This is a genomic window from Thalassospira sp. CH_XMU1458, from assembly GCF_037027205.1.
GTDB classification, from domain to species: Bacteria; Pseudomonadota; Alphaproteobacteria; order Rhodospirillales; family Thalassospiraceae; genus Thalassospira; species Thalassospira tepidiphila.
On sequence record NZ_JAYMDW010000003.1, the window covers coordinates 471443 to 485281 of the forward strand.

The following is a 13839-nucleotide window of genomic DNA, read 5'->3' on the forward strand; positions in this document are numbered from 1 at the left end:
TTTGGCTGGTGCGATCCGGTATGCATACTATCTGATTGTATATATCCCCTACTTTGGGGTGGTAGATTTTTGTGAAGATCTGGAGCTCGCCTGCGTGATGAGACGTCGGTCTCGATTGAATATCGGTACATTGTCGCACTTGCGCACCGGCCGTTTCGCACTGTTGATCACAGCGTTGGTGATCAACCTGCTGACGCTTGCCCTGCCAATTACCCTTTTGCAAGTCTATGACCGTGTCCTGCCACACAGTTCCATCCCGACACTGACCCTTTTGATTTTCGGGGTGCTGGGGGCGCTTGTGCTTGAGGCGATCCTGCGTCTTGGCCGGGCTTATATCTCCTCGCTCTCGGCGGCGAAGTTTGAACATTACAGTTCCCAGCAGGCGGTCGGACATTTGCTGTCGGCAAGCTTGACCGACTATGGCAAAACCGCACCGGGTCTTCATCTGCAACGCCTTAACAGCCTGAATATGCTGCGCGACTTCTATTCCGGGCAGGCGATTGGTGCGGTGGTCGATCTGCCGTTCATTGTTTTGTTCCTGGCCCTGATTGCCGTGATTGGCGGTCAATTGGTGCTTGTGCCGCTGGGCATTCTTGCAGCCTTCCTTTTGACGGCGATGTTTCTGGGCCGCCAGTTGCGTGGCGCACTTGATGATCGCAGTCAGTCGGATGAACGTCGCTATAACTTCATCATCGAAACCCTGACGGGCATTCACACCATCAAATCGATGGCGATGGAAAACCTGATGATCCGCCGTCATGACCAGCTCCAGGCACAATGTTCGGGTGATGACCTGCGGGCCGCGCGCTCGGCCCACACAGCGGTCAATGCCAGCGCGACCTTTTCGATGCTGACCATGGTACTGGTGGCAGCCGTCGGCAGTGTTTTTGTAATTAACGGGACGTTGACAGTGGGTGGGCTTGCAGCCTGCACGATGTTGTCGGGCCGTTCGATCCAGCCGCTTCAGCGGGCCATGACCCTGTGGACGCAGTTCCAGAACATTCGCGTTGCGCGCCAGCGGGTCAACGAGCTTTTTGAAATCGAAGAAGAAGACCAGCTTGGGGCGGCGGAAATGCCGTTGCTTGATGGCAAGATCGAATTGCGCAATGTCGCGTTTTCCCATGCGGATGGCAAAAAGATCTTCGAAAACCTTGATCTGTTGGTGGAGCCGGGCGATTCCATCGCCATTACCGGCGACAACGGTACTGGCAAAACCACACTTTTGTGGCTTCTGATGGGGGCCTTGCGCCCGGATCGGGGGGAAGTGCTTTTGGATGGCAAGGACCCGGCCGATTACACCGCCGAATCCACCCGTCGTCAGATCGCCTATCTGCCGCAGCATGGCGTGATGTTCAAAGGCACGATCCTTGAAAACATCACCGGGTTTCGCAAGGAAATCGGTGTCGACCGCGTGATCGAGATTGCGCGGCGTCTGGGACTTGATGACATCGTCATGCGCATGCCCGAAGGCTATGACACCGAAGTTGGTGGTCAGGCGTCCGAAACCCTGCCGCGTGGTGTAAAACAGCGCATCGCGGTTGCCCGTGCCCTGATTGATTACCCCCGCATTGTCCTGTTTGACGAAGCCAACAGTTCGCTTGATATGGCGGGTGACAACATCATGACCAGCCTGATGGTGGAACTTAAAAAGCATTGCACGCTGGTGATGGTGTCACATCGCCCATCCCTGATTGCCATGGCCAACAAGCAATACCGTCTGATCGACAAGCATCTTGTGCCTGTTTTGCGTCGCACCAATAAAACTGCCGATCCGGCCAAAAACACCGGCGCCCGGGCCGCAGCGGGGTCGAAGGCATGATGAAAAAGCTCGAAAACATGGACTATGCGATGAACTATCGGATGGGGCTGGAAAGCACCGATGCGCTGTCCGATTTCGACGCATGTGTCTGGCCGCTGCTTCAGGCGCTGGGCTGGCGCGGATTGCCCCGTCAGGTCGCAGAGGCGCTGCCACATATGGATCAGGCGCTTGATCTGACTGATTTCCGCAATGTCATGGCGCATCTGAACTATCAGTCGCGCGAAATCGACGCGACGCTTGACCTGATCGACGAACGCCTGATGCCGTGCCTGTTTGTCCCGGACGAGGGAACGGCCCTTGTCGTGATCCGGCCTGAAGAAAATGGTGTGCGCGTCTTTGACGGTGGCACGGATCGGGAAATGGTCATCAGGCTGTCGGCCCTTCCGGGCAAGATTTATCAGTTTTCGGCGGCGGATCGCCGTGAACGTTATCTGGAAGATGACAAGCGCGGCTGGTTTGGGGGGATTGCCGACCGGTTTTCGGGGCTGCTTCATCAGTTGCTGGCGATGACGTTTGTTTTGAATATCCTGGCACTGGCGACCCCGATCTTCGTCATGGGCATCTATGACCGTGTCATCGGCACGCGGTCGATCCCGATGTTGATCCAGTTTTCCATCGGGATTGGCATCGTCCTGATCCTGAGCTGGGTTTTGCGCACACTGCGCAGTCAGATCGTCAGTCACTTTGGTGCGCGCCTTGATACGCTTGTCAGTGGTGCCATTTTCGAACGGCTGTTGTCCTTGCCACCGGCCTTCACCGAACGTGCGCCGGTTGGTGTACAGATTTCGCGTATTCGCGACTTTGAAAGCGTGCGTGAATTCTTTACCGGGCCGATGGCACTGGTGATGATGGAAATGCCGTTCGTGCCGCTGTTCCTGATTGTCATGTTCTATCTTGGCGGCTGGCTGGCATTGATCCCGATTGCATTGATCGGTGTGTTCGCACTGATCGGCATCGTTGCATTTCCGATTGTCGCACGCCGTGTTTCCGAACTTGGTCGTCATGGTGCCAACCGTCAGGAATTCCTGGTCGAGACCGTCGGCAAGATGTCGGCGCTGAAATACACCGCATCCGAGCAACGCTGGTTGGCACGCTTTCGCGATATTTCTGCTGATACGGCCTATTCCGGCTATCGGGTGGCGATGGTCAATAACGTCATCAATACATTGGCCCAGGTACTGATGATTACGTCTGGTGCGCTTGTGCTTGCCTTCGGCGCGCAGCGGGTGATGGAAGCCCAAATGAGCGTCGGTGCGCTGGTGGCATCGATGATGCTGGCCTGGCGGGTTCTTGGCCCGATCAATCAGGCGTTTCTTGGCATGCCGCGGCTGGCGCAGTTGCGCGGCAGTGTGCGCCAGATCAACCGGCTGATGACCATTGCGCCCGAAGGGGACCTTGTCCCGCGTTCGGTCGAACAGCATCGCTTTGACGGGGCGGTGACATTTTCACGGGTCAGTTTCCGCTATAGTGCGGATTCCGATCCGGCCCTGGTCGGGGTCAATTTCGATATCAAACCAGGCCAGGTGGTTGCCGTGGTCGGTGCGAACGGTGCGGGGAAATCATCGCTGATCAAGCTGATTGCCGGCATGTATCAGCCGCAGGCAGGGGCTGTTTTGATTGATGGCGCGGATATCCGTCAGATGGACCCGCAAACCCTGCGTCAGGCCATCTCCTATGTGCCGCAGGATATCGAATTTTTCCGGGGGTCGATTGCGCAAAACCTGCGTCTGGCCAATCCGGTCGCAACCGATGATGATCTGCGCATGGCCTGTATGTCAGCAGGGATCCTTGATGACGTTGAAGCCCTTCCCAACGGGTTCAAGACCCGTGTTGGTGATCAGCACTCATCGCGCTTCTCGGCCAGTTTCCTGCAACGACTTGCGCTGGCGCGTGCGTTTGTGCGCGAAGCGCCGATCATTTTGTTTGATGAACCCACCAATGGTCTCGACCAGCGGGCCGACCGTGCCTTCCAAAGCACGATCAATCGCCTGCGGGGCGGTTCGACCATTTTCCTGATTACCCATCGACCAAGTCATCTGGATTTGGCGGACCGCATTCTTGTGCTTGAAGGCGGCCAGTTGCGCGGCGACGGGCCGCCCGAACGGATCAAGCAGCAAGTGATAGACGGAGGCTACCTATGAGTGAAGCAGCAGTTCAGGATACTGCGATCCAGCGGTTCCGGCGATCCCGGCGCATGGCGCGGTATTTGTCGCATGCGGTCCTGCTTGAAGAAGGCGGGATTTCCGTCTTTGTGCGTTCTGCGATGGTGATGCTCTCGGTCGGCTTCCTTGCCTTGATTGCATGGTCTGCAACCACCGAAATCAAGGAAACTGCGATCACATTCGGGCAGGTCATGCCAACAAGTGCGGTCAACAAGATCCAGCATCTTGAAGGCGGCATCATTGAACAGATCATGGTGCGCGACGGTGACCTTGTGGAGCAAGGGCAGGTTCTGATCCGTCTCAAGGCTGACGGGGCGCAGGCGGAACTGTCCCAGACCGAAACAAAGCTTGGCAACTTGCAGCTTGAAGCCGAACGTTACCGCGCCCTGGCCGAGGGCCGCGAACCGGATTTCACCACCCTGATGGTGCAATATCCCGAACTTGCGCAGAATCAGGATGAAATTTATCGCATCCAGACCGAGCTTGATGCCAACCAAAGCGAAATCCTTGAGGTCCAAATCAAGGAACGTAATGCCGAACTGGCCCAACTGAGCGAGCAGGAAGCAACCCTTCGCAAATCGGTTGATCTGCTGAGCCAGGAAGTCACCATGCGCCGTTCGCTCTATGAGCAGGGGCTTAATTCCAAGGTGCTGTTTCTCAATATTCAGCGCGAACTGAACGAGGCCCAAGGCAACCTTTCGGGCGTGATTGCCGAAAAGGCGCGGGCGCGCGAAACCATCGCCGAGGCAAACTTGCGCCTGAACGAACTTGAAAAAACGCAACGCGAAGAGGCCATTACCGAACTTGGCCGTCTGGGTGGCGAAATTGCTCAGGCCCGCGAAGCGCTTCGCAAATTGCGGGACCGTGTGAACCGGCTTGAAATCATTGCGCCCACGCGGGGCTATATCAAAGGCCTTCAGTTTACCACGATTGGCGGGGTGATTGCGCCTGCACAGGTGGTGATGGAGCTGGTGCCGGTTGATGATGTTTTGATCGCCGAAACCCGGATTTCGACCGAGGATATCGGCCATGTTCACCTTGGGCAGCCGGTAACGGTCAAGGTCAGTGCGTTTGATTTCATCCGCTATGGCGGGATTCAGGGTGAATTGGTATCGATATCGGCCTCTACTTTTGTTGATGAAGATGGACGTCCGTATTATAAGGGTAAAGTTGCGCTGGAAGCCGATGCTGTCGGCGAAGGTGCTTCAGCTCAGAAGATCATACCCGGTATGACGGTTCAGGCCGACATCCAGACCGGGGAGCGTACCCTTCTTCAATATCTGTTGAAGCCGGTTTATGTCTCGCTTGATCAAGCGTTTAGCGAACGCTGAGCTATTCTGGTCCCGCTGGAAATGATCTCATTTCTACTGCCTGGCCGTACATTTCACTGGTTAAAGCCAGTGTTTCTATACTAATGTATAGAGGTGTAGGTTGGGGCTATCCCGTCCTGCACTTTACGGAGAATGGGTTAGATGGCGGACGACGCGCGCGATACTGAAAATTCCCGCTCTGAAGATGGTCGGAGTGATCTTGACCACCAGGCCTCGACAGAGGATCTGGAGCGTTCGCTTGGTCAGGATGGCGAAAGTGATGAACTGGTCGAATTGCATGACGACCAGGACAGTTCCGCGCGTCCGCAGGAACAGGAACTGGGATCGGTTCACTACGGTACCCAGATCCGAAATCCGCAAGGCGAAGAACAACAGGCTTTCCAGCGCCGAAATGCCGCAGCCCAGCGCCAGGAAAGTGCGCAGGCCAGAGAGGCCACCGAACAACAGACCATTTCCCTGAACGAAGCGGCCGAGATCGAAAACAATCTCGATACCGGCGCTGACACATTCCAAAGCAATCCTGGATCAGACGGGGCAGATAACCTTTCCCTGCGATCGGAACCGAGTACGGTTGATTTGCCGGAAATCCCGCTTGCGACCAATGATACCAATGCGCTGCGCGGTGACCGCGAAGGACCCGGCGCGGGCACGGACGAAGGTCTTCGGCCCGATTTCATTCCCCCCGTTGAACAGCCACCGGCGCCAGAAGCCTTAGGTGCGGAAGGCGAACTTGAAGAAGACGAGCTCCTTCTTGAGGATGAACTTGATACCGAGGACGAGTTCGAGGTCGAAGACCCCAAGGTCGCGGATGCGCCGTCTCTGAGTGCGGATGATGTCACCGGTGCGGAAGACAGTGCCATTGCCCTTGATCTGTCGGCATCGCTTAATGACCTTGATGGCGGCAGTGAAACGCTCACCATCACGATTTCCGGTTTGCCTGACGGGGCTGTTCTTTCGGCTGGTACGGATAATGGCGATGGTACCTGGACCCTCACGCCGGGACAGCTGAGCGGTTTGACCCTGACGCCGCCGGACAATTTCAGCGGATCGATTGATCTCGACATATCGGCAACCAGTCGCGAAGCCAATGGCAGTGTTGCGACAACAAATGCCAGCTTTACCGTCGACGTCACCGGTGTCGCGGACGGCGCAACACTTGATGTGTCCGATGCCAGTGGTACTGAAGACAGCGCGATCGCGCTTGATATCGATACCGAACTTCTGGATGGCAGCGAAAACCTTGCGATCACCATTGAAGGTGTGCCGGATGGTGCCACGCTTTCTGCCGGGACGGATAATGGGGATGGCACCTGGACGCTGAGTTCGGATCAACTCGAAGGCCTGAGCATCACGCCTGCGGAAGACTTCAGCGGCGAAATCGATCTTTCGGTTCTGGTGTCGACCACCGATGGTGATGATACCGCCGTTGTGATGCAAAATCTCACTGTTGACGTCGAAGGCGTCGCCGATACACCGACGCTGGATATCAGTGATGCATCAGGCAACGAAGATGGTGCGATTGCGCTGAATATCGACGCAGGTTTGACGGACAGTTCTGAAACTTTGAGCGTAACCATCGCCGGTGTTCCGGATGGTGCGACCTTGTCAGCAGGCACCGATAATGGCGATGGCACATGGACATTGAGTTCCGACCAGCTTGATGGTTTGACGATTACCCCGCCGGAAGACTTTAGTGGTTCTTTCGATCTCGGCGTGACTGCAACTTCTGCGGATGGCGAAGACGTCGCGACCACGACCGGTTCTATTACGGTTGATGTGGCTGGCGTTGCAGATGCTCCGACGCTGGATGTCAGCAACGCTGCGGGCAACGAAGATTCGGCGATTGCACTTAATATCGATGCAGGTTTGACGGACAGTTCCGAGACCCTGACGGTCACCATCTCTGGCGTTCCGGAAGGTGCAACTTTGTCGGCTGGCGCTGATAATGGCGACGGCACATGGACGCTGAGCTCGGATCAGCTTGAAGGTCTGTCGATCACCCCGCCTGAGGACTTCAGTGGTTCGTTTGATCTTGGGGTTACTGCAACCTCGGCTGACGGTTCGGATGTTGCAACCACCACCGACAGCATCACAGTTGATGTGAGCGGCGTTGCCGATGCGCCGACGCTGGACGTCAGCAATGCTGCTGGCAGCGAAGATTCTGCGATCGCGCTTGATGTCGACGCGGGTCTTGCCGATTCCAGTGAAACGCTGACGGTGACGATCTCTGGCGTTCCGGATGGTGCTGTATTGTCTGCTGGCACCGATAATGGCGATGGTGCCTGGACGCTGAGCTCGGATCAGCTTGAAGGTCTGACGATCACGCCGCCTGAGGATTTCAGTGGATCATTTGACCTTGGTGTGACGGCAACTTCGGCAGATGGCGAAGACGTTGCGACCGCGACCGGTTCGATCACGGTGGATGTAACTGGCGTTGCCGATGCGCCGACGTTGGATGTGAACGACGCCTCGGGGAATGAAGATTCGGCCATCGCGCTCGACTTTGATGCGAGTTTGACGGACAGCTCTGAAATTTTGAGCGTAACCATCTCTGGCGTACCGGACGGGGCGACCTTGTCGGCTGGTGCCGATAATGGTGATGGTACATGGACGCTAAGCTCCGAGCAGCTTTCAGGTTTGACGATCACGCCGCCCGAGAACTTCAGCGGTTCATTTGATCTCGGCGTGACGGCAACTTCTGCGGATGGCGAGGAAGTTGCCACGACGACGGGCAGCATCACGGTTGATGTCGCGGGCGTTGCTGATGCGCCGACGCTGGACGTCAGCAATGCTGCTGGCAGTGAAGATACGGCGATCACGCTCAATCTTGATACAGGTCTTACGGACAGCTCTGAGACACTCACAGTTACAATAAGTGGCGTTCCGGAGGGTGCTGCCTTGTCGGCTGGTGCTGATAATGGCGACGGCACATGGACATTGAGTTCTGACCAGCTTGATGGTTTGACGATTACCCCGCCTGAGGACTTTAGCGGATCGTTTGATCTGGGTGTGACGGCGACTTCGGCAGATGGATCGGATGTTGCGACAACTACCGGTTCAATCACTGTTGATGTTGCGGGTGTCGCGGATGCGCCAACGCTGGATGTTTCGGATGCTTCGGGCAACGAAGATAATGCTATTACGCTGGATATTGATGCGGGTCTTGCCGATTCCAGTGAAACGCTGACGGTTACGATCTCTGGCGTTCCGGACGGCGCGACCTTGTCGGCTGGTGCCGACAACGGTGACGGGACTTGGACATTGAATTCGGATCAGCTGGCAGGTCTCACAATCACACCGCCCGAAGATTTCAGCGGCTCGTTTGATCTGGGCGTGACGGCAACCTCGGCTGACGGCGAAGATGTTGCAACTACCACCGACAGCATCACAGTTGAAGTCGCGGGCGTTGCGGATGCACCGACGTTGGACGTCAGTAATGCTGCTGGCAACGAAGACAGCGCCATTGCACTGAATATCGATGCTGGGCTTACCGATAGCTCTGAGACGCTCATGGTTACGATCAGTGGCGTTCCGGAAGGTGCAACCTTGTCAGCAGGCACCGATAATGGCGATGGCACATGGTCGCTGGAGCCGGGCCAGCTTGAAGGTCTGACGATAACGCCGCCTGAAGATTTCAGCGGATCATTTGACCTTGGTGTGACGGCAACTTCGGCAGATGGCGAAGACGTTGCGACCGCCACTGGTTCGATCACGGTGGATGTTGCGGGTGTGGCAGATGACCCGACCTTGGATGTCTCCGACGCCAGCGGCGATGAAGACAGTGCCATTGCCTTGAACATTGAAGCTGGTTTGGCGGATTCGAGTGAAACGCTGACCATAACGATTAGCGGTGTGCCAGAAGGTGCGACGCTGTCGGCTGGGACAGATAATGGTGATGGCACCTGGACTCTGAGCGGTGATCAACTCGAAGGCCTCAGCGTTACGCCACCGTCTGATTTCAGTGGCAGTTTTGATCTCGAAATTACCGCGAGCACGCAGGACGGAATTGATATCGCATCGGTTACCGACACCGTCATGGTTGACGTTGCCGGTGTTGCCGATGCGCCGACGCTGGATGTCGCGAATGCAAGCGGTTCTGAAGATAGTGCGATTGCACTCGATATCGATGCTGGCCTCACGGATTCAAGTGAATCACTGACCGTGACCATCAGTGGCGTTCCAGAAGATTCCGCCTTGTCGGCTGGTACTAATAATGGTGACGGCACGTGGACGCTGAACTCGGATCAGCTTGATGGTCTGACGATCACGCCGCCGGAGGACTTTAGTGGGTCGTTTGATCTTGGGGTTACTGCAACCTCGGCTGACGGTTCGGATGTTGCAACCACCACCGACAGCATCACAGTTGATGTAACGGGTGTTGCCGATGATCCGACCTTGGATGTTTCCGACGCCAGCGGCAATGAAGACAGCGCCATTGCACTGGACATCGATGCTGGGCTTACCGATAGCTCTGAGACGCTCACTGTTACGATCAGTGGCGTTCCGGATGGTTCAACCTTGTCGGCTGGCGCTGATAATGGCGACGGTACTTGGACACTGAGTTCTGATCAGCTTTCAGGTTTGACGATCACGCCACCTGAGGACTTTAGTGGTTCATTTGATCTTGGGGTTACTGCAACCTCGGCTGACGGTTCGGATGTTGCAACCACCACCGACAGCATTACAGTTGATGTGAGCGGCGTTGCAGATGCGCCGACGCTGGACGTCAGCAATGCATCTGGCAACGAAGATTCGGCGATCGCACTCAATCTTGATGCAGGTCTTACGGACAGTTCTGAAACGCTGACGGTGACGATCTCTGGCGTTCCGGAAGGTGCAACCTTGTCGGCTGGTACGAACAATGGCGATGGCACATGGTCGCTGGAGCCGGGCCAGCTTGACGGTTTGACGATCACGCCGCCGGAGGACTTTAGTGGGTCGTTTGATCTGGGCGTGACGGCAATGTCGGCTGACGGCGAAGACGTTGCGACCACCACCGGTTCGATCACGGTTGATGTTGCTGGTGTTGCGGATGCACCGACGCTGGATGTCAGCAATGCTGCTGGCAGCGAAGATTCTGCGATTGGGCTTGATGTTGAAGCGGGTCTTGCCGATTCGAGTGAAACTCTGACGGTGACGATTTCCGGCGTTCCGGAAGGTGCATCGCTGTCTGCCGGGACCGATAATGGTGACGGCACGTGGACTCTGAGCTCGGATCAGCTGGCAGGTCTCTCAATCACACCGCCTGAGGACTTTAGCGGCTCGTTTGACCTCGGCGTGACGGCAACGTCGGCGGACGGCGAAGACGTCGCAACGACGACTGCTTCTATCACGGTGGATGTAACTGGCGTTGCCGATGCGCCGACACTGGATGTCGCAAATGCAAGCGGCTCTGAAGATAGTGCGATCGCACTCGATATCGATGCGGGCCTTGCTGATTCAAGTGAATCACTGACCGTGACCATCAGTGGCGTTCCAGAAGGTTCCGCCTTGTCGGCTGGAACCGATAATGGTGACGGCACATGGACGCTAAGCTCTGAGCAACTTGCAGGTTTGACGATCACGCCGCCTGAGGACTTTAGTGGGTCGTTTGATCTTGGGGTGACGGCAACTTCTGCGGATGGCGAAGACGTAGCGACCGCGACCGGTTCTATTACTGTTGACGTGACTGGCGTTGCAGATGCTCCGACGCTGGATGTCAGTAATGCTGCTGGCAACGAAGATTCGGCGATCGCACTTAATCTTGATGCCGGTCTTACGGACAGTTCTGAAGCGCTGACGGTTACGATCTCCAGCGTTCCGGAAGGTGCAACTTTGTCGGCTGGCGCTGATAATGGCGACGGCACCTGGTCGTTGAGCTCTGAGCAGCTTGCAGGTTTGACGATCACCCCGCCGGAAGATTTCAGCGGCTCGTTCGATTTGCGTGTTACGGCGACCTCCGCCGATGGTGAGGATATTGCAAGTGTAAGTGACACGATCACGGTCGATGTTGCCGGGGTTGCGGATGCGCCGACATTGGATGTGTCGGATGCGTCGGGTTCGGAAGACAGTGATATTGCACTTGATATCGAGGCGGGGCTTTCGGATGCATCGGAAGTGCTGTCAGTGACAATTTCGGGTGTGCCCGAAGGTGCGCGCCTGTCTGCGGGTAACGATAACGGCGATGGGACCTGGAGTTTGGCAGCGGCAGACCTTGCAGGGCTGACACTGACACCGGCAGAGGATTATTCCGGCGCGTTCGATCTGGATGTCACTGTGACCTCGACCGATGGCACAGATACCTCGACGATTAGCGATACCATTACAGTGGATGTTGGCGGTGTGGCGGATACGCCAAGCCTTGATGTGTCCGATATCTCCGGCAATGAAGACACGGACATCGCGCTTGCCATCGATGCAGGCTTGAGTGACAGCTCCGAAACCATGACGATTACGGTGTCCGGCGTGCCAGACGGGGCGAGCCTTTCGGCCGGTACCAACAATGGCGATGGTACCTGGACCCTGAGTGCTGGCGACCTTGAGGGGCTGACAATTACGCCTGCGGATGACTATTCCGGCGCGTTTGACCTTGAAGTCACCGTGACCTCGACCGATGGCAGCGATACCAGCAGTGTGAGTGATACGATCACGGTGAATGTCGCGGGCGTGGCGGATACACCGACCCTTGAAGTCGAAGACGCAAGTGGCGATGAAGGAACCGCCGTTGCGCTTGATATTGATGCGGCGGTCACGGATGCGAGCGAGACTTTAACGGTTACCGTCAGTGGCGTGCCTGAGGGTGCGACCTTGTCGGCCGGTACCAATAATGGCGACGGTACCTGGACGCTGACATCCGCACAACTGTCGGGCCTGACCATTTCAGCGGCCAGCGATTATGCCGGCACGTTTGAGCTGACCGTTTCGGTCCAGTCGCGCGATGGCGACGATACCGCAACCACCACAGCCATTCTTGAAGTGACCTTTGATCCCGTTCAGGACGGCGATGAAGTCATCTGGGACCCGAACGATGATGGCGTGATTGAAACCGGATCCGGGAACGACACGGTCGGCGGCAATGACGGGGATGACACCATCAGCACCAATGCCGGGAACGACACGATCTGGGCCGGCAACGGTGATGACGTGATCTATGCCGGAGATGGCGATGACAGTGTTACCGGTGATGGCGGTAACGATACGATCTATGGCGGTGGTGGCGATGATACCCTGCACGGTGGAGAGGGCCGCAACACCATCGATGGCGGTACTGGCAATGACTATATTACGGGCGGCAGCGACCGCGACACGATCAGGTCCAGTGCAGGTGACAACATTGTTTATGCCAGCGAAGGCAACAACTATATCGAAACCGGTGCCGGTAATGACAGCCTCTATGCCGGAAGTGGTGATGACACCATTCTGGGCGGTGATGGCGATAACTATGTCAGTGCGGGCGAAGGTCGGAACGACATCACGACCGGATCGGGGGATGACAGCATCCTGGCCGGGAGCGGCAACGACACCATCAGTGCCGGGGATGGCGACAACTATATAAATGTCGGCGAAGGCAAAAACACCATCGCATCCGGGATCGGTGATGACACCATCATGACCGGATCGGGCGACGATGTGATTGATGCCGGTGATGGCAATAACACCATTACCGCCGGCGAAGGCCGCAATACCATCGACACCGGCAGTGGGGATGACAGCATCACCACCGGAAGCGACAAGGACACCATTTCGGCCGGTGACGGCAATGACAGCATTGATGCCGGGAGCGGCCACAACACCGTCTGGGGCGGTGGTGGCGATGACTCGATCCACGGCGCCTGGGGGGATGACACCTTCTATGGTGGCGATGGCAACGATATCCTGAATGCTGATGGCGGTGACAACGTGTTCGACGGCGGTGCCGGAGACGACACCCTGAGCGCCGGTTGGGGCGAAGACACGTTCTATGGCGGGGCGGGTAACGACTATCTTGATGGCGGTGGTGATGACGACAGCCTTGATGGTGGTGACGGCAATGACAGCCTTCTGGGCGGTGCTGGCGATGACATGCTTCTTGGTGGGGCTGGCAACGACATCTTGCTGGGCGGTGAGGGGGATGACACCCTGATCGGCGGCATTGGCGATGACAGTCTTTATGGCGGGGGTGGGTCGGACCTGTTCATCTTCAACATGGGCGATGGCAATGATCATGTGGATGGCGGTGCCAACGGATGGACCACCGACACCATTGAATTGCACGGGGCCGGTGGAAGCAATATCGACTCGAGCGACTGGACCCTTGTCCTTGATGAGGGCGAGATTACCAAAAGCAAGGGACACTCCCTTGAACTCAGCACCGATTCGTCCGGAACAATCGTGTTTTCTGACGGTTCCGAGTTGACATTCTCCAATGTCGAACGTATCGAGTGGTGACGAATTCGCATTTCGGATGCCGTCGGGACGAAATCCCGGCGGCATTGCCGGTTTTCTGGGGGTAAATGCCGTGTCACGAGTTGACAGCTCTGGTGTGAAGCCCTATACAGCGGACCTCGAA

4 protein-coding genes are annotated in these 13839 nt (G+C 56.7%); all 4 read left to right on the forward strand.

Annotated elements, in window-relative coordinates:
- Nucleotides 1-97: 97 nt before the first annotated feature.
- The 4 genes from WBY09_RS16205 (at nt 98) to WBY09_RS16220 (ending at nt 13718) form a co-directional block, all read left to right on the forward strand.
- Nucleotides 98-1819, forward strand: coding sequence for a peptidase domain-containing ABC transporter (locus WBY09_RS16205; RefSeq protein ID WP_336233293.1), 1722 nt, complete (start codon nt 98-100; stop codon nt 1817-1819).
- Complete coding sequence (locus tag WBY09_RS16210) at nt 1816-3960, forward strand: peptidase domain-containing ABC transporter (protein WP_336233294.1); 2145 nt, start codon at nt 1816-1818, stop codon at nt 3958-3960. The genes WBY09_RS16205 and WBY09_RS16210 overlap by 4 nt, the downstream gene beginning before the upstream one ends.
- Nucleotides 3957-5312: an HlyD family type I secretion periplasmic adaptor subunit gene (locus WBY09_RS16215; protein WP_336233295.1), complete on the forward strand. Its 1356-nt coding sequence runs from the start codon at nt 3957-3959 to the stop codon at nt 5310-5312. The genes WBY09_RS16210 and WBY09_RS16215 overlap by 4 nt, the downstream gene beginning before the upstream one ends.
- Nucleotides 5313-5453: 141 nt before the next feature.
- A complete protein-coding gene (locus WBY09_RS16220) occupies nt 5454-13718 on the forward strand; it encodes an Ig-like domain-containing protein (RefSeq protein ID WP_336233296.1) in 8265 nt (2754 codons plus the stop codon).
- Nucleotides 13719-13839 lie beyond the last annotated feature (121 nt).

Excerpts from the sequence above, each read along its gene's own strand:
- WBY09_RS16205 (WP_336233293.1), top strand. The coding sequence starts at position 98 with ATGAGACGTCGGTCTCGATTGAATATCGGTACATTGTCGCACTTGCGC.
- WBY09_RS16210 (WP_336233294.1), top strand. The coding sequence starts at position 1,816 with ATGATGAAAAAGCTCGAAAACATGGACTATGCGATGAACTATCGGATG.
- WBY09_RS16215 (WP_336233295.1), top strand. The coding sequence starts at position 3,957 with ATGAGTGAAGCAGCAGTTCAGGATACTGCGATCCAGCGGTTCCGGCGA.
- WBY09_RS16220 (WP_336233296.1), top strand. The coding sequence starts at position 5,454 with ATGGCGGACGACGCGCGCGATACTGAAAATTCCCGCTCTGAAGATGGT.